At 58.0% G+C, this 18,851-nt stretch carries 18 protein-coding genes; 7 read left to right on the top strand and 11 right to left on the bottom strand.

Translation table 11 applies throughout. The features are described from left to right. Positions 1-39: 39 nt before the first annotated feature. The 9 genes from xylB to ugpC (HKX41_04260) form a co-directional block, all read right to left on the bottom strand. Positions 40-1,560, bottom strand: coding sequence for a xylulokinase (gene xylB / locus HKX41_04300; GenBank protein ID NNC23375.1), 1,521 nt, complete (start codon positions 1,558-1,560; stop codon positions 40-42). Between the two features lie 24 nt (positions 1,561-1,584). After that, positions 1,585-3,054: a mannitol dehydrogenase family protein gene (locus HKX41_04295; GenBank protein ID NNC23374.1), complete on the bottom strand. Its 1,470-nt coding sequence runs from the start codon at positions 3,052-3,054 to the stop codon at positions 1,585-1,587. A 23-nt stretch (positions 3,055-3,077) separates the two neighbouring features. Next, complete coding sequence (gene ugpC, locus HKX41_04290; protein ID NNC23373.1) at positions 3,078-4,217, bottom strand: sn-glycerol-3-phosphate ABC transporter ATP-binding protein UgpC; 1,140 nt, start codon at positions 4,215-4,217, stop codon at positions 3,078-3,080. 32 nt (positions 4,218-4,249) lie between these two features. Next, a complete protein-coding gene (locus tag HKX41_04285) occupies positions 4,250-5,065 on the bottom strand; it encodes a carbohydrate ABC transporter permease (protein NNC23372.1) in 816 nt (271 codons plus the stop codon). 10 nt (positions 5,066-5,075) lie between these two features. Further along, positions 5,076-5,963: a sugar ABC transporter permease gene (locus HKX41_04280; GenBank protein NNC23371.1), complete on the bottom strand. Its 888-nt coding sequence runs from the start codon at positions 5,961-5,963 to the stop codon at positions 5,076-5,078. A 165-nt stretch (positions 5,964-6,128) separates the two neighbouring features. Beyond that, complete coding sequence (locus tag HKX41_04275) at positions 6,129-7,448, bottom strand: sugar ABC transporter substrate-binding protein (protein NNC23370.1); 1,320 nt, start codon at positions 7,446-7,448, stop codon at positions 6,129-6,131. Between the two features lie 286 nt (positions 7,449-7,734). Then, on the bottom strand, positions 7,735-8,697 hold the full coding sequence (locus HKX41_04270; GenBank protein ID NNC23369.1) for a sugar kinase: 963 nt from the start codon (positions 8,695-8,697) through the stop codon (positions 7,735-7,737). Between the two features lie 93 nt (positions 8,698-8,790). Then, positions 8,791-9,567, bottom strand: coding sequence for a D-threitol dehydrogenase (locus HKX41_04265; GenBank protein NNC23368.1), 777 nt, complete (start codon positions 9,565-9,567; stop codon positions 8,791-8,793). Between the two features lie 112 nt (positions 9,568-9,679). Then, positions 9,680-10,807 carry a sn-glycerol-3-phosphate ABC transporter ATP-binding protein UgpC gene (gene ugpC / locus HKX41_04260; GenBank protein ID NNC23367.1) on the bottom strand — a complete coding sequence of 376 codons (1,128 nt, stop codon included), beginning with the start codon at positions 10,805-10,807 and terminating at the stop codon, positions 9,680-9,682. A 285-nt stretch (positions 10,808-11,092) separates the two neighbouring features. On the opposite strand from ugpC (HKX41_04260), the gene HKX41_04255 reads away from it, so the two are divergent. The 3 genes from HKX41_04255 to HKX41_04245 all read left to right on the top strand — a co-directional run bounded on the left by HKX41_04255 (position 11,093) and on the right by HKX41_04245 (position 14,359). Then, a complete protein-coding gene (locus HKX41_04255; GenBank protein ID NNC23366.1) occupies positions 11,093-12,460 on the top strand; it encodes a sugar ABC transporter substrate-binding protein in 1,368 nt (455 codons plus the stop codon). 101 nt (positions 12,461-12,561) lie between these two features. Continuing rightward, a complete protein-coding gene (locus HKX41_04250; protein ID NNC23365.1) occupies positions 12,562-13,500 on the top strand; it encodes a sugar ABC transporter permease in 939 nt (312 codons plus the stop codon). A gap of 34 nt (positions 13,501-13,534) precedes the next feature. Beyond that, positions 13,535-14,359 (top strand): carbohydrate ABC transporter permease, encoded by an 825-nt coding sequence (locus HKX41_04245; GenBank protein NNC23364.1) that lies wholly within the window; start codon positions 13,535-13,537, stop codon positions 14,357-14,359. A gap of 42 nt (positions 14,360-14,401) precedes the next feature. Here HKX41_04245 and HKX41_04240 read toward each other — a convergent pair whose 3' ends face one another. Then, entirely contained in the window at positions 14,402-15,703 is a 1,302-nt protein-coding gene (locus tag HKX41_04240; protein ID NNC23363.1) for a hypothetical protein, read from the bottom strand. Between the two features lie 241 nt (positions 15,704-15,944). Between HKX41_04240 and HKX41_04235 the strand changes: the two genes are divergently transcribed. After that, positions 15,945-16,484, top strand: a complete 540-nt coding sequence (locus tag HKX41_04235; GenBank protein ID NNC23362.1) for a hypothetical protein — start codon at positions 15,945-15,947, stop codon at positions 16,482-16,484. A gap of 2 nt (positions 16,485-16,486) precedes the next feature. Here the strand turns inward: HKX41_04235 and HKX41_04230 are convergent, their stop codons facing one another. Further along, positions 16,487-17,374 (bottom strand): ATP-binding protein, encoded by an 888-nt coding sequence (locus HKX41_04230; protein NNC23361.1) that lies wholly within the window; start codon positions 17,372-17,374, stop codon positions 16,487-16,489. Between the two features lie 220 nt (positions 17,375-17,594). On the opposite strand from HKX41_04230, the gene HKX41_04225 reads away from it, so the two are divergent. The 3 genes from HKX41_04225 to HKX41_04215 are packed head-to-tail and all read left to right on the top strand — an operon-like array spanning position 17,595 to position 18,807. Next, positions 17,595-17,975: a DUF202 domain-containing protein gene (locus tag HKX41_04225; GenBank protein ID NNC23360.1), complete on the top strand. Its 381-nt coding sequence runs from the start codon at positions 17,595-17,597 to the stop codon at positions 17,973-17,975. Then, positions 17,968-18,300, top strand: a complete 333-nt coding sequence (locus tag HKX41_04220; GenBank protein NNC23359.1) for a DUF202 domain-containing protein — start codon at positions 17,968-17,970, stop codon at positions 18,298-18,300. Before HKX41_04225 ends, HKX41_04220 begins: the two co-directional genes overlap by 8 nt. A gap of 60 nt (positions 18,301-18,360) precedes the next feature. Beyond that, positions 18,361-18,807, top strand: coding sequence for a hypothetical protein (locus HKX41_04215; protein ID NNC23358.1), 447 nt, complete (start codon positions 18,361-18,363; stop codon positions 18,805-18,807). Positions 18,808-18,851 lie beyond the last annotated feature (44 nt).

The following is an 18,851-nucleotide window of genomic DNA, read 5'->3' as shown; positions in this document are numbered from 1 at the left end:
GTTCAAAGTTCTGGTGGCCGGTCTTGGGCGGGGCGCCTATTAGCGTGTGGTGTCCACCGTCGGGCGTGGCACGTCGGGATAGCGGTGTGTCAACGTGTCGAGATAGTGTTGGTAAATGGCGCGGTAGGCCACGACATTCGACTCGATCGGTGTACAGGCGAGCTGGTCGTCGAGTCTGACCGCTTGATCGGCGAGAGCTTTCATCGTCACGGCTTCACCGCGTTGGCGCTGGTGGCACCAGGCGGCCTGGATGGCGCCGCCGAGTGCGGCGGCTTCGCCGACAACAGGTGCGACCACCGGCCGATTGGTGATATCGGCCACGATCTGGCGCCATACCGCGTTGCGGGCGCCGCCACCGACGAGCCGAAGTTCATCGGGTTGTACGCCGAGGCTGGCCATATGATCCAGGCCGTAGACGAGCCCGCAGGTTGCACCTTCGACGGTAGCGCGGCAGAGATTGGCTTGGTTGAAGTTGTGCGGGGTCAGGCCGTCGAAATTGCCGGTCGCTGACGGTAGCGGGGGCACGCGCTCGCCGTTGAAAAAAGGCAGGGCGATAACGCCGTCCGCGCCGATCGGCGCGGACGCTATCGCGGCGCTGAAATCGTCCGTGGCCATATTGAACGCCGTAGCGACCAGTTGTGTGGCGGCCGTGACGTTCATCGTGCAGGCAAGCGGTAGCCAGCCGCCGTGGCTGGTGCAGAAGTTGGCGATTCCAGCGTTGTCGGCAATCGCCGGTGCGTCGCTATGTGCGAAGATCGTACCCGAGCTTCCGAGGCTGAGGGTGACGGTGCCCGCCTCGATATTGCCGGTGCCGATCGCTGCCATCATGTTGTCGCCGCCGCCGGCGGCGACCGTGACGTCGGTGCCGAGGCCGAGCCGTTCCGCGACGTCGTAGCGCACCGTGCCTGCTGGTTCATCGGGTGCGACGAGGCGTGGCAGTACGCGCGCCGGATCGAGTTCTGGTGCGGCCACACGTAGTACATCTGGCGCCCATTGGCGTGTGCGGGTGTCGAAGTAGCCGGTGCCCGAGGCATCGCCGTCTTCGCTCGTTCGCTCGCCAGTCAGGTAGCAATTGATGTAGTCATGTGGGAGCAGTAGTGCATCGATGCGGCGATAGGCTTCGGGCCGATAACGCCGCAGCCAGGCGATTTTCGAAATCGTGAAACCCGGTTGTGGTACGACGCCCAATTGATCGAGACAGCCGCTGGTCCCCCCAAGTGCGTCGACGATTTCAGCGTTTTCCGGTGCGGTTTCGGTGTCGCACCAGAGCTTGGCGGGGTGGACTGGCCGATTGTCGTGATCGACGGCGACAAGACTGTGCTGTTGGCCGGACACGCCGATGGCTTCGATGGCGCGTCGGTCGATGCCGGCGTTGGTGACGGCTTCGGTGAATGCGGTCTCGAAGGCGGCGATCCACTCATCGGCAGATTGCTCACGTCGGCCGTTGTCACCGCTTTGCAGCGTATGTGGTGCGGATGCCTCGCCGACGACCGCGAGGTTGTCGGCGTCGATCAGGACTACTTTCGTGGATTGCGTACCGCAATCAATTCCTACGTACATCGGGTTTCGGTGTGACCGCGGTGGTTAGATCAATGCGCGCAGTGTTTCGCGTGCGCCGCGTTCGTGCAAGCTGGTAAGTGCCCAGCAGTAGGCATCAGTGAAACGCTTGTTGTCGACCAGATCACCAAATAAAGGACGGTTTTCGACAAATGCTGTGGCATTGCGTCGATTATCGGCGGCGATCGTGGTGAGTTCATCGGCCAGACGATCGACGATTTCGATGGGGTGGCCGGCTTCGTCGATACCCTCAGCGTAACGCGCCCAGCTCGCGACCACGGCCGCGGCGCGTTCCATCTCACCGCCGGATCGAAGTTGATCGCGGATGACTGGTAACAGCCACTTGGGGATGCGATCGGAGCTTTCCGCACACAGCCGGGCCAGGGTGTCCTTGATCTCAGGGTTGGCAAAGCGTTCGATCAGCGTATGCCGATAGGCATCGAGATCCACGCCCGGTACCGGTGCGAGTGTGGGACTGGCCTCACGTGCCATGTAAGCCAGCAGAAAATCGGCGAAAAGTGGGTCGCTGGCCACTTCGTGGGCGTAGCGGTAGTCGGCCAGGTAACCGAAATAGCACAGTGCCTGGTGACTGGCGTTCAGCACCCGGAGTTTCATGAACTCGTAGGGTTCGACGTCGTCGACGAACTGAGCACCGACATGTTCATACGGTGGTCGTCCGAGGTTGAAATGGTCTTCGATAACCCATTGAATGAAGGGTTCGCAGACCACCGGCCAGGCGTCGTCGATGCCGAATCGCTCGCGGAGTTCGGTGATGTCGTTGTCGCTGGTCACTGGCGTGATGCGATCGACCATGGCATTCGGAAATTGGACTTCGGTTTCCATCCACGTGCCAATCTCGGGCGCTTTGCGCCCCGCGAACGCGGTAAACATGGCTCGGGCGGTGTCGCCGTTGGCTTGGATGTTGTCGCAGGACTGGATGGTAAACGGCGGTTGGCCGCGCTCGTGTCGACGGCGCAGGGCTTCGGTGATCAAGCCAAATGTGGTTTTCGGCGGCCCCTCGCTGGCCAGGTCACAGGCGACATCCGGTTCATCAAAATTGAATTGGCCGGTGACATGGTCGAAGTTGTAGCCGCCTTCGGTCACGGTCAGCGATACGATGCGCGTGGTCTCGGCCGCCATGGCTTCAATGACTGTCTCGGGGTCGTCTGGTGCGTGCAGATAATCCACGATCGAGCCGATCACACGGGGCTCGTATTCACCGTTGGCGTGTTTGACCACCAGCGTGTATAGCCCATCCTGGGCGTCCATGATTTGCTTCATGCGTTTGTCGCCGGGCAATACGCCCACGCCGCGAATGGCCCAATCATGAGCCTCGCCGTCGTTCATCAGGCGATCGAGCAACATGGCCTGGTGTGCGCGATGGAAACCGCCGACGCCGAAATGGATGATGCCGGGCGTCAGTGCGCTGCGGTCGTAAGTCGGCACGGCGACCCGCTCGCCGATAGCGTGCAAGTTAGCGGTGTTGAGAGTAGTCATCTAGTTTTTGGCCGATTGATTGCTTAGGCAGATGCGGATTCGGAGCGAGTAGCCGAGCGGGTTTGTCCGGTCAACGCTTGTTCGGTGTCGATGTCAAATAAATGCAGTTTGTCGCTAGCGCAGGTCAGCCTCGCGGTGTCGCCCATGGCAAGCTCGGTGTGGCTGTCCAGCTGTGCTGTGATCGTGTGTTCACCAACATTGACTTGAACCATCATGACGGACCCGAGCGGCTCGATGACTTCCACGGTGCCGGCCAGGCAATTCGTCGGCTGACTGTCGTCGTGGGGGGCAAGTTCGAGATGCTCGGGCCGAATGCCGGCCCAAACTTTGCCTTCGCGGTAGTTGGCGAGTGTAGCTGCATGGCCGTCGTTGGCGGCCAGCGAAAATCCGTCACCGGCGAGTTGGCTGCCCGAGTCGCCGACCTTGGCGTCGAGGAAATTCATCGACGGCGTGCCGATAAAACCCGCCACAAAAAGGTTGGTTGGATATTCGTAGAGAGCGTTAGGCGTGTCGATCTGCTGGATGTAGCCATCGCGCATGACCACGATGCGCTGACCCATGGTCATAGCCTCGATCTGGTCGTGGGTCACATAAAAGGTGGTAACACCGAGCTTGCGGTGCAGTTTGATGATTTCGCTGCGCATATCAACGCGCAGTTTGGCGTCGAGGTTGGATAGCGGTTCATCCATCAGGAAGACCTGTGGCTGACGCACGATGGCCCGTCCGAGGGCTACTCGTTGGCGCTGGCCGCCGGAGAGGGCTTTCGGCTTGCGATCGAGCAGGTTCTCGATGCCAAGGATGCCGGCGGCATCGTTGATGGCGCGTTCGATATCGTTTTTCGGCATCTTTTTCAGCTTCAAGCTGAAAGCCATGTTCTCGCGTACGGTCATATGCGGATACAGCGCGTAGCTCTGAAAAACCATGGCGATGTCGCGATCCTTGGCAGTCATGCCATCGACATTGCGATCACCGAACCAGAGTTCGCCTGACGTAATTTCTTCGAGCCCGGCAATCATGCGCATGGTTGTCGTCTTGCCACAGCCCGATGGCCCCACAAGTACGACGAATTCACCATCGACGGTCTTGAGATTGAAGTTGTCAACGGCGTTGGTTTCGCCGCCGTCGTACTGTTTGCAGATGTCTTTGAGTTCGACAATTGCCATGAAGTAAAGCCTTTGTAATCGGTCGTCGCGCGCTACTTAACTGCGCCGAACGTCAAACCACGGACCAACTGGCGTTGGGTGAACCAACCGGCGACCAGAATCGGCAGTACGGACAACGTCGACGCCGCTGACATACTGGCCCAGAACTGGCCGCGCGCACTCTTAAAATCGGAGACGAACACAGCCAGCGTGGCGCCGTGGACGTTGGTGAGGTTGATCGCCCAGAACGATTCGTTCCAAGCGAGCACAATCGCCAGCAAACCAGTGGACAGGATCCCCGGCAGCGATAGCGGTACCACGATCCGACTGAGCGTGGTGAAAAGCGATGCGCCGTCGATTTCCGCGGCTTCTAAAATCGCTGCAGGCACGTCCTTGAAGTAGGTGTAGAGCAGCCAGACTACGATCGGCAAATTCATGGCTGCGTAGATGAAAACGAGGCCGAGTGCGCTGTCTAGTAGGTGGATGTTTTTGTAGACGACATAAATCGGCAGCAATACACCCACCGGTGGCAGCATCTTGGTCGAGAGCATCCACAGAAGTGTTGAGTCGGTGTATTTCGACCGCCGAAAGACCATCGAATAGGCGGCCGGGATAGCCAGTAGCATGCAGATCAGCGTCGAGCCGATGGCGGTGATGCCGGAGTTGAGCAGATAGTGCAGGTAATTGTTGTCAAAGATGGCATTGACATAACCGGCGATCGTCGGCCAAAAGACAAACACCGGGTCCTCGGCAGCCGCGAGTGCGTTGGTCTTGAATGAGGTCAGAATGAGCCAGAAAACCGGGAAGAACATCAGGATGCACACCAGCCAGGCCAGTGCGTTCAATCCCAGTTTGGCGGGCCAAGACATCTGGTGCATGTCAGGTGTCCTCCCGAATGTTGGCGTTAATCATCCGTACCAGGAATATAGCCACGATATTGGCAAGGATGACGGCCACAACGGCACCGGCCGAGGCGGCGCCAATGTCGTAGGCCGAAAATGCCTGTAGGTAAATATAGTAGGGCAGGTTGGTCGAAGCGTTACCCGGGCCGCCCGAGGTCGCCACATAAATCTGACCGAAAATGATCAGAAAGAAAATGGTTTCGAGCATGATGACCGCATACAGCGGTCGCCCGAGTTGCGGCAATATGATATGCCGGAACGTCTTCCAGGCCCCGGCGCCATCGAGATAGGCCGCTTCCTTGATGTCTTCCGGCACACTCGACAGGCTGGCAAGCAGTACCAGCATGGCGAACGGTGTCCATTGCCACGTCACGATGCCGATGATCGAGGCAAGTGGCATTTGGGACAGAAAAGCGATCGGCGTGATGCCAAGACCTCGCTGAAGCGCTGCGAGCAGGCCGAAAGACGGATTCATCATCAAGTTCTTCCAAACCAGGCCGGTAACGACAGGCATGATGAAAAACGGTGAGGCTGCCAACGTTCGCAGCAGGTTTTTACCGATAACGTGCTCGCTGTTGTAGATCACGGCGAAAGCAAGACCGATGACGACGGTCAAGATTAGACAGCTCGAGACCAGGATCAACGTGTTGACCAGGCCGGCTAGAAAATTGGGGTCGCCGATGATTTTCGCGTAGTTGCTAAACCCAGCGTTGCCTTTGACGAACGGTTGGATCAGGTTGTAGCGGCGAAACGAGTAATAGACCGTCATCGCCAGCGGCACGATCATCCAGACAAACAGATACAGCGCCGCCGGCCCGATCAGCGCAATCGAGCGTAGCCTGCGGTTTTGTAATGAACTGCTCATTGAATTGCTCCCAAATTGTGGCCGGCGACCAATGGCTCTCGTCGAACGGGATGATTCCGTGCTGCGGATATGCGCTGTAGGTCAGTGGCTTCGCATGGATCCCGAGTCGGAGGCGAGTCGCGAACGACCCGCCCCGTCAAACCCTTATACGGCGGGGTGTCAGCCCTATTTGTTTTTATAATAGCCCGATTGCTTCATGACGCCCTTCACATGTTTCTGCGATTTTTGGAGCGCCTTGTCCGCCGATATCTGCCCGGCCAGGGCCGCTGCGACGTTTTGGCCGACTTGTCGGCCGATGGCTTCGAATTCAGGAATGGCCACGAATTGAATGCCCGTATAAGGGACTGGCTTCGATGTCGGCTGGGTCGGGTTTGATTGGTTGATTGATTTTTTAGCTAGCTGGGCGTAAGCGCCGGCTGCTTTTTTATAATTCGGGTTCTTGTATGTGGAATAGCGTGTACCCGGCGGCACGTTAACCCAACCTTTTTTCTGGCCGACTAGCTGGATATAGGATTTGGATGTTGCCCACTCGATGAACTTGCGTGCAGCATCCTGACGCCGCGATGTTTTGGGAATGGCCAGAGACCAAGCGTAGAGCCAGTGTGATCCGTGCTTGGTCTCGGCGACGGGTGACCACGCGAACCCAACCTTGTCGGCCACCTTGGATTTGCTCGAATCGGAGATATAGCCGGCGCCGGAGGTGGCATCTACCCACATGGCACAGCGCCCGTTAGCGAACAGATTTTCGGTTTCGACAAACCCATTGGAGGTTGCGCCGTTTGGGCCGTATTTGTTCATTAGGTTTAAGTATTTATTCAGCGCGTTATGCCAAGCGTCGGAGGTCAGCTGCGGCTGCCATTGATTGTTGAACCAGCGGCCGCCGTAGGTGTTCACCATGGTGTTGAACACCGCCATGTTGAGGCCCCATCCCGCTTTGCCGCGCAAACAGATACCGTTCACGTCGTTCGCAGGATCGTTTAGTTTTTTCGCAAACTTGGTGATCTGCTCCCAGCTCGGGTGTTGGGGCATTTTCAACCCGGCTTTTTTGAACAGATCCTTGCGGTAATAAGTAAACGAGGACTCGGCGTAGAACGGCAAAGAGTAGAGTTTGCCGTCGTGTGACAGTGATTGTCGGACTGGTTTGAGCAAATCCGATTTATCGTAGGAATCGGATAAATTCTCGAAAGGTTTGAGCCAGCCGTTTTCGGCCCATAGCGGCGTTTCCAAGTTGCTGAGCGTGACCACGTCGTAGGATCCCGCCTGCGTCGAGATATCAACCGTCACCTTGCGCCGAAGCTTGTTCTCCGGCATGACGGCCCAGTTCACCTCGATGTTTGGATATTTCTTCTCGAACTCCGGGGTGAGCTTTTTCATCACCGTCATCTGCGGGTTGTTTACGGTCGCGATGGTGATTTGTGTCTTGGCTGCCGCGCCTGTGGCAATTATCAGGCCACCGGCGAGCACGAATAGCGTTGTGAACCTCATCGTAGTATCTCCTGATTGAGTCGTTACTGGGCCGAGCGGTTCGAGTGCTCGCAGGCTGAATTACACATGTTATATAACAAAAACAATAGAAAAAACCTTCTCAAGAAGGTCTGAAACTAAAGTATGAGTCGGTGGTCAGGCGTGACAGTGGCCGCTGGCCGGCGGGTGAATTCGACCGATCGTTGGCCGCAGTCGTTGTTCGAGCCGGGTGCCTTCAGGCCGCGTACTTTCGTTCTGCTTGCATACGAGATCGGCAACTCGACGCGGGGTTGAGCGCGCGGGCGCTTTAGGTTGTGTCGGTAGCTCGCTGGTTGGCGTGTTCTTCTATGTAGCGTGTCAATTGGTCTAAGTTGGTAGTGCCTTCCATTGGCCCTTGAGCTAGTGCCGCGTTGGCGCCCGCGGCGTTGGCATACGTCAGGGCCGCTTCGACATCGAACCCGCGCTGACGAAGTGCGACATAGGTTGCAGCGAAACAGTCGCCGGCGCCCGTGGGATCAACCGGATCGATAGTCAGCCCCGGCGCAGTTAACGTGCGATCCGGGCTGTGAAAGCTGCAACCATCGGCGTCACGCTTGATCACGATTTCTTTGACGCCGTAATCGAGACATTCGTGGATAGCGGCTTGTTCAGTCGTGGCATCGGTCAAGGCGGTAATTTCGCCGGTGCTCGGCATAAGAATGTCGGTTTGGGTCAGAATCCGGCGCAGTGCCCCCTGTATATCGTCGTCTGTCAGTATCTCGGGACGAATATTTGGATCGAACGAGATCTGCCCGCCGTTTGCGGCCACGAGGTCGACGGCTTTTTGCATGGCCGCGCGTAAGTTGGGCGAGAACAAAGAGCTGCCGGTAACGTGAAAAAGTGTGCAGTCGGCCAGCGCATCGGCGTCGATCGAGTCCGGGGTGATCTGCGCACAGGCGGCGTTGGCGATGTTGTAGATGAATTGGCGATCGCCGGTCTCGTGATAGGCCACAAACGCGCTACCGGTGGTGTAATCCGGCAGTGTGCGGATACTCGACGTATCAACACCATGCCCGGCGAGTCGCTCGACGTTTAGTTGCCCGAAACCGTCATCGCCGACGTGGCCGATCAGGCTGCAGTGGGTCCCCAGCCGTGCCACCTGATCGATAAAGATTGCCGGCGCGCCACTGGGGTAGGGACCGAGCCAGTGGCCCGGCGCATCGAAACGCTGGTCGCATTCGGCGGCCATGATTTCGACCACAATTTCGCCAAGCGTCATAATTCGGCTCACGATCGACGTCCTTTAGTTGAATCGGTGATGGCCCGCCGCTTACCGCGGCCTAAGCCATGATGAAGCGCTCGCGCAGGCGAGGTGTCGTGCTTCTTACACGGCTGTATAGCCGCCGTCGATTGTCAGATTCGAACCGTTGACCATGGCGCTTTGGCCGCTGGCGAGAAACAGGATGGCATCGGCGATCTCGGCTGGCTGTGCAAACCGACCCGTGGGAATGCGTTCGCGCGCTCGAGCGCCTTTTTCGCCTTGCCAGCCGGACAACCCCAGTTCGGTTTCGACCACGGTCGGTGATACGGCATTCACGGTTACGCCTCGCGGGCCCCACTCCAGCGCCATACATCGCGTCATACCGATAATGCCCGCCTTGCTGGCGCAATAGGCCACGTGTCCTTCGATACCGACCAGTGCGGCTTGTGATGCGAGGTTGATGATGCGACCGCTACCACGATCGAGCATGTCGGTGGCGCAGGCGCGTGCCCAGATAAAGGCACCGCGTAGATTGATATCGAGCGTGTTATCCCACTGGTCCATCGGATACTCCGCCGCAGGCGCGAGCGGCCCGATGCCGGCGTTGTTGATCAGGATATCGACCGGGCCGAACTGCGCGTGGATCGTACCCATTGCAGATTGTGCGTCATCGGTCTCACTGACGTCGGCGACGACCCCAAGTGCGCACTCACCCAGCTGCGTGGCTGTGTCGACAATGTCTGGGTCGCGGTCGACCAGCACCACGTAGGCGCCACGTGTAATGAATTTTTGTGCCGTTGTAAAACCGATGCCGCGACCAGCACCGGTGATAACAACGGTTTGCTCATCAAAACGTTCGCCGGAAGGCTCGGGGGTGTCCGCCGCGTCGACTGATTCCATGGAGCTACCTGTCGCCATAAATTACCGCCGGTTGAATATTCGAGCCGCGCATGCCGAGTCGATTGCGGAGACGAATATAAACAAAACGATACGTTCGAGGCGTGGTATGGAATTATGCTTCGGCTGGTTCAGCCTGTTTTTCCAACGGTTTCAGTGCTTCGCCATTGCCGTTGAACAGGTGGCACAGCGGTGTTCGAATCGCGATGTGCAGATTGTCATCGGCCTCGATCGTATCGTGGCCGCTGGTTTTTAATGCCAATTCCATGCCGTTGGCCAGGCGCGCGTGGACCAGGCTTTCACTGCCCAGATGTTCCACAACCGTTACTTGAGCCGAGATGTAGGCGTCCGCCGGGCCGTTGACGCCTTCATTGATGCCAAGATGCTCGGGCCGCACACCGAGTGTCAATTCACTCCCGGCTTGAACGTCATTGTCGTCGACCGGGACCGTTAACTGGGTGTCGTCAGCCAGACGTACCGTAACGCCGGCGTCGTCGACGTGTTCGCAATCCACGCTCAGGAAATTCATCTTGGGCGAGCCGATGAAGCTGGCCACGAAATAATTGCGGGGATGGCGATAAAGCGTGAGCGGTGTGCCGATCTGTTCGACTTGTCCGTTATTCAAAACGACGATGCGGTCGGCCATCGTCATCGCCTCGGTCTGGTCATGCGTTACATACACCATGGTTGCTTCGAGCCGACGGTGTAGCTTGATTAGTTCGACCCGCATCTGAACGCGTAGCGAGGCGTCGAGGTTGGATAGTGGTTCGTCGAACAAAAAGACGTCAGGGTCACGGACGATAGCGCGACCGATCGCGACACGTTGTCGCTGGCCGCCCGACAATGCCGCCGGTTTGCGCGCCAGTAATGACTCGATTTGCAGAATCCCGGCGACTTCTTGGACCGCCTGGTCGATTTCGGCCTTGGATTTATTGCTTAGCCTGAGGCCAAAGCCAATGTTTTGGGCGACCGTCATGTGCGGATAAAGCGCATAAGACTGGAAGACCATCGCTACGCCGCGCTCAGCCGGGTGTTGGCGTGTCACGTCGCGGTTGTTGATCGTGACACGGCCGGCCGACGGCTGCTCCAGCCCGGCAATCGTGCGCATCAGCGTGGTTTTGCCACAGCCGGACGGGCCGACGAAGACGACGAACTCCCCGTTGTTGATATCAATTTCGACGTCGTCCAGCACTTGCTGTCCGCCGAATACTTTGTCGATGTGTTCTAGTTGGACTTGCGACATAAGCTTATATATTCCGTGTCGGTGATTGCGTCAACGCGTTGGTCTTGAATTAGCGCACGGTTGATGGACAGTGCACCCGTTGGACTGCTCTTGGTGTGGATTATCTGCAGTGTTTGATTGACACTCTCTCACGACGAAGCGTATATATGTAAAGTGTTGGTATCAACTGTTCGATAATACAAACACCAACACCGCTCCAATTGCAGCGCCTGGCCCACGGCCGGCGCTACGCGGCACAGCGTCATGGGGGACGTAATGCAAATCTGGGTCAGAGGAGATAAGGCGATGAACAGGCAAAGGGTTATCGGCGGCGCAGCACTCGCCGCGCTTGCCGGAATGCTGTTTTCAGGATCGGCGTTCGCATGGAACCTGAAAGAGGCCGCGGCGCCTTACAAGGGCACGACGATCACGGTCGTCGGTCTCGAGCGGCCAAGCTACGAGGCAGCGCAAGAGCTGACTTCTCGGTTTGAGGACAAGACGGGCATCAATGTCAAATGGGTCTCGCTGCCCTACGAGAGTGCGCTCAAGGCTGAAACGCTTAATTTTGTGTCGCACAGCAATCAATACGACGTCATATTAAGTGACGTGGTATGGCCGGTGACTTTTGCAAACGCCGGCTGGGTGGTGCCCATGAAGAAATTCACCAGTAACGATAAGCTCCGGAATCCGAAGCTGGATCTGGGGGATTTTTTCCCGGTATGGGCCGCGAGTTTTACGATTAACGACAAACTCTACGGCATGCCGTTCGATAGCTATGCCGGCCTTCTTTACTACAACAAGAAAAAGCTAAAAGACGCCGGATTCGACGGGCCACCCAAGACCTGGTCTCAGCTCGCGAAATATGCGGAGAAACTAACCGATAAAAGCCAAAAACAGTATGGCTACATGCTGCAATCGGCCAACAACGAGACTCAGACGGCTGACGCCTTTGCGCGCTTCTTGTCACCCTGGGGTGGACAGTTTCTAAACGTCGATGAGGAAAAAGTCACCGTCAATTCGCCGCAGGCCGTCGAAGGCCTGAAGTTTCGACGTCGCCTCGTAAACATGATGCCGTCCGGCATCGTGTCCGACGACCATCCGCAAGTCGTGCAGGCGTTGATCCAGGGCAAGGCTGCGATGATCACCGAATGGTCGTCGTTCTATACGTCGCTCAAGCAGTCCAAGATTGGTGATCATCTGGGCGTTGCGCCCGAGCCCCAAGGGCCCAAAGATAGTGCATCAGCCTTCGGTGGGTTCGCTTACATGGTGAGTTCGCAGATCCCGAAGGAAAAACAGAATGCGTCGTATCTGTTCATTCAGTGGCTGACATCCAAGAAGATGGCCAAGCCATTGATCGAACATGGCGCGGTTGTTGCACGTCAGAGTGCGAATACCAATCCCGAGATTCAGTCGGAATATCCGTACTTAAAACCGATGGTTAAGACCTGGCGGCATTCGACGGTGCCGGATTGGCGGCCACAATTGAAGTGCTATCCGAAGTTCTCGAACATCGTGTCGGACTATGGTTCGCGCATGGAGCAAAAACAGCAACCGGTTAAAAAGACGCTGGACAAGCTGGCCGATAAGCTTAGCTCGTACATGAAGTCGGCGGATTGTTGGCAGGGCGCCAATACGCCGCGTAAGTACGTATCTAAGTATAAGGATATGCAGTAGTTCGTTGAGTGAATCCGGCGCGGATCGTCGTCAGGCGGCCCGCGTCGGCCTATTTTAGGTTAATAGCCGGCTATAGCAGCGTGATTCTTTAGGTAAAACTTATGGCGACGACAACAAAAACAGAATTCGTCGAGTCGACCGGTCAGGTGGGCGGAGCCGACACCGTTCGGCCGCCGTTACGACAACGACTAGAACCTTGGTTCTTTGTGGCGCCGTCGTTGATTCTTCTGCTGATGGTCGGGCTCTTTCCAATCGTCTATACCGGCTATTTTTCCTTTCACGATTGGACGATGGGGTTTGGTACCCCGAGTTTTAGCGGTTTATCCAATTATATCGAGGCCTTAACCACGAAGGCGTTTGGCCTGTCGGTCGCACGTACGCTCGTGCTTTTGGCCATCACACTACCCGTCCAGCTAGCACTCGGCATGGCGATTGCGCTCGCCCTCGATGCGCCACACAACCCATTCCTGAAACGCTTGCTGCAAATCTGTCTGGTGATACCCATCGCGGTCACTCCGGCTGTTATCGGGCTGCTCGCCCAACTGATGTTCAACCAGCAGTTCGGCATCATTAACTATCTGATCGGGCTCGTGGGCATCGGGCCGGTGGATTGGCTCGGGGGATCGGTCAGTGCGTTTGCGACCGTCGTGATCGTCCAGATCTGGGAGTGGACGCCTTTCGTGGCGCTTGTACTCTCAGCGAGTTTGGCGACTGTTCCGAAGGATATTGAAGAGGCGGCCATGTTGGAAACGGCACGCTGGTGGCCGCGTTTCAAAAGCGTCGTGCTGCCGTATATGTGGCCGGGCATTACGGCTGCATTGGTTTTTCAGACCGCATTTACCGTCAAAGCGTTCGGTATGATCTATTCAATCGCGAAAGGGGGACCAGGCGGCGCGACGCGAACGGCGATGTTGCATATCGAGCGCGTCGGTTTTCGTGGTTTCGACGTTGGTCTGGCTTCTGCCGAATCGGTTTTGATGCTGGTTATGTCGATCGTCCTCGCCCAGATCTATATCAAAGCGTTCTACCGCGACTCGTAATGCCGGGGTTTCAAAACAAAGGACTAATCGAAAAATGTTGAGACACTGGTTTGGCAAGGCTGTGCATGGAGTCGGGATCATCTTGATCCTGATCACGATCCTTTTCCCTTTGTATTGGATGATTGCGGCGTCGTTGAAAACGGCCGATCAATTATTCAGTGTGCCCCCAGTCTGGTTTTGGCACCCGACCTTATCTGGTTATATCGATGCGATATTCGACTCGGGCATCCTGACCGCGCTGAAGAATTCGGTCATCGTGACGAGTTGTGCTATCGCACTTGGCCTGGCGGTTGGCGCGCCAGCAGCCTACGGGATCGCTCGGTACAGCTTTGTTGGGCGTAAACAGATTTGGTTCTGGTACGTCACTAACTGGATGCTGGTGCCCGTGGTCATTCTGTTGCCGTTTTATCTGACCGCGTCGAGCTTGAATCTAATCAATTCCCCGCTGGTTTTGATCCTGGTTTATCAGGTATTCGTTGTGCCGTTGATCGTTTGGTTACTGGTCGATCAGTTCCGGTCGGTCCCCGTTGTTCTCGAGGAGGCGGCATTGCTGGATGGTTTGAATCGGTTTGAGATTTTCTGGCGGGTTGCACTGCCATTGGTCAAACCGGGCATTGCTGTTGCCGCGATCCTGGCCGGGATATTCGCTTGGAATAACCTGATCTTCGCGTCTGTGCTCACACCCAGCGACGAAGCGCGAACGGCGCCGACGATCGCGATGGCTTATCTAGGCGGCTATTCCGTGCCTTGGACCAAAGTGATGGCCAGCGCCACCATGATCTGTGCGCCGGTCATCGTCGGTGGCATCGTCGTGCACAAATACATCGCACGTGGCCTGACCCTGGGGGCGGTTAAATAGTCTGGTTGCTTCGTAGCCGCCGGCGTTTCACGGCACAGTGGATCAGCTTTGATCGGTGCTTGATTCGTCGGCGTCGAACGGCCCGAATTCGTTGTTGGCGATGCGCTCGAGCAGTTCGAGAACCGGTGCCTGACCTTCGATTTGGCGCAGCAACCAGTACAAGCCGCTGAGTGTGCGCAAAACGAAAATCGTCTCGGGGACGGCGTTGAAATAGTGCCAATAGGTCAGCGACGCGCGGAGTTCGGCGCGCAGTCGCTGAATGAGGCCGTCGTCGCTGAAGGTATACACTGGTTCCGCCTCCAGCGCTTCAAGCACGATGTCGGCGAAGTTTTGATATAACTCGGCGTAAACCGCGCCGTCCGTGGCCCACCGATTCGGCGGCACGCCGCCAAGTTTTTCCAGTGCGGCATGCACGCTTTCCCAGTCTTGATCCAGCCCGGCGGCGACGATATCGCGCATCGCCAGTCGCGTGTCGAGGGTCAGGTATTTGACACAGCCGAAGTCATAGATCGCGACTTCGCCATTGTCGCGTATGCCGAAATTGCCTGGATGTGGGTCGGCGTGCAGCGCACCGTGGGTAAAAACTTGTCGACAGACGCCTTCGACCAATATTTCTGCTGCGTCCGGATCGGCCTCGGTAAATGCGGCGGCGTCCACGCGCGTCATACTCAGCACGCCGTCGGCGCACATCCCGGGTATCGGCTCCGGCAAGACCTGGCCGGGTAGCTCCATGGTTCGCAGATGCGCCAGATTGGCGCGTTCGAGGTCGTAATCGGTTTCTTCACCGAAGCGTTGTCGGAGCTCGGTTAATATCGCATCGATATCGCCGGCCCGGGCGGGCAGCAGTCGCGACCATTTCAACAGCCGCCCGAGGTTGGCGATGTCCGCGTCGACCGCATCGGCGATACCCGGATAACGAATCTTGATAACGATTTCGTCGCCGCTGTCCAGGGTTGCTGCGTGGACTTGCCCGATGGACGCAGCCGCTAGTGCCGTCGGCTCAATATGTTGAATGCGCGCGTACTGCTCGGGGTCGAGGCGTTCCGCCAGCACCGGTTCGATGTCCTCGAACCGCCACGGTTCAGCATCGCGCTGCAGCCTGGCCAGTTGTTCGGTGATTGCCGATGGCAGGACATCGTGATACTGCGAGGCAATCTGGCCGAGCTTCATGGCCGCGCCGCGTAGGTTGCCGAGTGTGTCGTACCAATCCTCGCCGGTTTTCTGCCAGCTCCGGACGTAATCACCTCCCGGCACCGTGCGAAGCACGCCACGGCCGACGGTACGCACGCCAGCACCGAGCAGCTTGCGGCGCCGCGTGCGTCGATCCTTACGTGTCGAGCTCATCACCCCCATTCTGTGGCGCTATGCCCGTCACGTCGATGGCCGAGGCCGTTTGCACCGAGCCGCGGCACGGCATGCGCCAAGCGAGAACGCGCGCTAGGTCGACCCACGGCGTATTCGGTCGCGCTATCGCAGGCTTTGCGTATGGCCAATTTTGCGTGCGGCGCTGGGTCGATGCGGCTGCCGATTAATCCTGGGGCGCAGGGTACAATGCCGGCATGAACGGTCCTGCATGTGTCGGTTGATGGCGCCGGTTGACGATGAGGTGCCGCGCGCAGCGCAGGTGCGCGCCGAGGTCGATCACTGGTTGGGCCGTGCCCGCGAGATTTTGCATTTGGAGCCGAAGAAGCTTCCAGCGCCGGGTGTGGTGTTCGACCTTGTTGGTTGCGCCGCTGGTCAGGCCGTGCTTGCGACAAGGCCACGACGGCAGGTCGATAAGATTCGTTTCAACGCGGGGCTATTGGCTTCGCATCCGATGTCGATGCTGCGTGAAACCGTGCCGCACGAAGTCGCACATGTCGCCGTGCATCGTCGTTATGGTCGCCGCGTCAAACCACATGGCCCCGCGTGGCGTGAATTGATGCAGTCTTTCGGTGTGCCGGCACGTGCGTGTCATCGACTGCCGGTGGAACCGAGCCGCCGCATGCAGCGCTTTGCCTATCGGTGCGGCTGCGCCGAAACGGCTTGGCTGACCACGATCCGCCACAATCGCGTGGCGCGTGGCCAGCGCTATCTATGCCGTCGGTGCGGGGTCGAGCTGCAGCGTGAGACAGCGGCCGAATAGCTTTATTCGTCACTCGTCGCCGAGCGGCCCGCCCAGTCGCGGGCAAATTGCTCGGCGGCACGACCCGAGCGGTTGCCGCGCGCGAGCGCCCACTGCAGCGCGGCTCGCTCCCAGGGTTGCTCGGTGCCGATGGCGGCATCGATGTCGTGCGTGGCTAGATGACGGGCAACAATCTCTAGATATTGTTGCTGATCGAACGCGTAGAACGACAGCCAAAGGCCAAAACGCTCCGACAGCGATATCTTTTCTTCAACCGCTTCACCGTGGTGGATTTCACCGTCGACTGTTTGTGCCGCCTGATTCTCGGACTGAAATTCGGGCATCAAGTGACGTCGGTTCGAGGTAGCATAGATCAGAACGTTGTCCGGCGTGGCTGCCAGGGATCCATCCAGCACGGCCTTCAAGGCTTTGAAACTGGCATCGCCACCTTCGAACGATAAATCGTCTGAAAACACGATGAATCGCTCCGGCCGCTCGGCCAGTAACCCTACGAGGTCGGGCAGGTCGACCAAGCGATGGGCCGGCACCTCAACCACGCGCAGGCCCTGTTCGCCAAACGCCGGCAATAGCGCCTTGACCAGCGAGGATTTGCCAGTGCCGCGCGAGCCCCAAAGTAGGGCGTTGTTGGCCGGTGCGCCGACGACAAATTGTCGCGTGTTGGCAACGAGCCGCTCTTTTTGATGCTCGATGCCATGGAGGCGTTCGAGTGGCAGCGCCTGCGGCTGGGCAATGGCCTGCAGGCGACCGTCATCGCGCCAGCGAAACGCGCGCGCCGACCAGTCGATGTGGCCATCGACGGTGTGGCGAGACTCAGCGAGCTGTGCCTCTTGCACGTCGGCGATGCGCGCTAGCTGTGCGGCGATATCCTTAAGAAAATCTGCATTTTGCATCCACTCATTATAGTGAATCGCGCGATAGCCGGGAACTTGTTGTAGCGGCGGCGATTGGCGCATGCCGCGGCATGCGCGACGTTGGGCTATGTCGTGATGTTTTGAACGCGCCATTATCGGCTGATCACGGTTTTGAAAAGCGCCGCCCGAGCCATGGTATGAACTGACATCTACTTGGCGTCATAATATCGGCAATGACATATCGATATTCGATTTATTTATGACGCACAGGGCGAATCGGAGCACACAGTCGGACGAGCACGAGCCGGACTATCGATTCACGTTAGCGAATGAGCGCACATTTCTAGCGTGGATACGGACCGCACTCGCGTTGCTGGCCGGCGCCGTTGCCGTGGTCAAATTCGCGCCAGGCATCGCATTTGCCGGCAGCGGCCGGTTGCTCGGCGGTGTGTTGGCCGTGGTTAGTATTGCCAGTGTCGCCGGCGCCGCACTGCGCTGGCATGCCAGCCAGAAAGCGATGCGCCGGGATGCACCGTTGCCGTCGACACTATTGCCGTGGCTGCTTGCCCTGGGCGTGCTCGTTGTCGGCGGGTTGGTCCTTGCGCTAGCGCTGTTGTACAGCGGTTTTGGCCATGGTTGATGGCCCGTTTTCCGAACGTGCCGGGCTACAGGCCGAGCGTACTGATCTGTCCTGGGTCCGTACCAGTCTGGCGTTTGTCACCAATGGCGTGCTTTTTTTACTGCGTCGTGAACTCTCGTCGCTTAATGCGCTGCACGTGGCCGCAATCGGCGGCGCACTGATTTTCGCGGCGTTGACCGCAAACATGGCATTGCGCCGTCGCCGAATGCTCGCGTGCCGACCGCTGCCGACAGCACTTGCCGCACCGGTTTTGATTGGGCTTACGGCAGCCGGCACGCTGCTATTCGCGGTGCTGGTTCTGACCACGATTGTGATCCAAGCATAGACAGATCAAAAACACTAAGCGGCAGATCGGAATGTCGCTTTAACCGCTGGCGTTACCGCTGTGACGACCGCTAGTATGTCGACTATGGATGCAGCTCGCTCAGCCTGGGGCAAGACCGATTCAGACGGTCAGCCAACTCATCACGTTATACACCACAGCATGGATGTCGCAGCGGTATTCGAAGCGTTGATTCGTCAACCGGTGATTGCCGAACGCCTGCGGCACGCCGCCGGCCGCACATTGGAAGATGCCGAACACCAGTGGCTTTCCGCGTTCGCATTCCTGCACGATATCGGCAAGATTTCGCCACGATTTCAAGCCAAGGCTTGGCCGAACGACAAGCTGCGTGATCGGCGCAGTCATCTTGCCGAAGGTTGGCTCTGGCTTGACGGGCTGCCGCCGCGGCGTGAAGCCATGGGCGGCACCGCGCATGCGCTCTTTGAGCCCATAACAGGTTCCCGTAAAGGCCTTTCCTGGGTCTACGCGCTGTTCGCTCGCCCAATTTAATAAGCGTTATTAGACAGCCATGAAGCCGGCTTAGCTATTTGATA

The organism is Salifodinibacter halophilus, from assembly GCA_012999515.1.
Lineage (GTDB): Bacteria > Pseudomonadota > Gammaproteobacteria > Nevskiales > Salinisphaeraceae > Salifodinibacter > Salifodinibacter halophilus.
Note: the sequence above shows the minus strand (reverse complement) of the source record. Positions and strands in the feature narration are given on the sequence as shown.

What these genes read in the sequence shown, in the direction of transcription:
- xylB (NNC23375.1), bottom strand. Translation starts at nt 1,560, where the DNA reads ATGTACGTAGGAATTGATTGCGGTACGCAATCCACGAAAGTAGTCCTG.
- HKX41_04295 (NNC23374.1), bottom strand. Translation starts at nt 3,054, where the DNA reads ATGACTACTCTCAACACCGCTAACTTGCACGCTATCGGCGAGCGGGTC.
- ugpC (NNC23373.1), bottom strand. Translation starts at nt 4,217, where the DNA reads ATGGCAATTGTCGAACTCAAAGACATCTGCAAACAGTACGACGGCGGC.
- HKX41_04285 (NNC23372.1), bottom strand. Translation starts at nt 5,065, where the DNA reads ATGTCTTGGCCCGCCAAACTGGGATTGAACGCACTGGCCTGGCTGGTG.
- HKX41_04280 (NNC23371.1), bottom strand. Translation starts at nt 5,963, where the DNA reads ATGAGCAGTTCATTACAAAACCGCAGGCTACGCTCGATTGCGCTGATC.
- HKX41_04275 (NNC23370.1), bottom strand. Translation starts at nt 7,448, where the DNA reads ATGAGGTTCACAACGCTATTCGTGCTCGCCGGTGGCCTGATAATTGCC.
- HKX41_04265 (NNC23368.1), bottom strand. Translation starts at nt 9,567, where the DNA reads ATGGAATCAGTCGACGCGGCGGACACCCCCGAGCCTTCCGGCGAACGT.
- ugpC (NNC23367.1), bottom strand. Translation starts at nt 10,807, where the DNA reads ATGTCGCAAGTCCAACTAGAACACATCGACAAAGTATTCGGCGGACAG.
- HKX41_04255 (NNC23366.1), top strand. Translation starts at nt 11,093, where the DNA reads ATGAACAGGCAAAGGGTTATCGGCGGCGCAGCACTCGCCGCGCTTGCC.
- HKX41_04250 (NNC23365.1), top strand. Translation starts at nt 12,562, where the DNA reads ATGGCGACGACAACAAAAACAGAATTCGTCGAGTCGACCGGTCAGGTG.
- HKX41_04245 (NNC23364.1), top strand. Translation starts at nt 13,535, where the DNA reads ATGTTGAGACACTGGTTTGGCAAGGCTGTGCATGGAGTCGGGATCATC.
- HKX41_04240 (NNC23363.1), bottom strand. Translation starts at nt 15,703, where the DNA reads ATGAGCTCGACACGTAAGGATCGACGCACGCGGCGCCGCAAGCTGCTC.
- HKX41_04235 (NNC23362.1), top strand. Translation starts at nt 15,945, where the DNA reads ATGGCGCCGGTTGACGATGAGGTGCCGCGCGCAGCGCAGGTGCGCGCC.
- HKX41_04230 (NNC23361.1), bottom strand. Translation starts at nt 17,374, where the DNA reads ATGCAAAATGCAGATTTTCTTAAGGATATCGCCGCACAGCTAGCGCGC.
- HKX41_04225 (NNC23360.1), top strand. Translation starts at nt 17,595, where the DNA reads ATGACGCACAGGGCGAATCGGAGCACACAGTCGGACGAGCACGAGCCG.
- HKX41_04220 (NNC23359.1), top strand. Translation starts at nt 17,968, where the DNA reads ATGGTTGATGGCCCGTTTTCCGAACGTGCCGGGCTACAGGCCGAGCGT.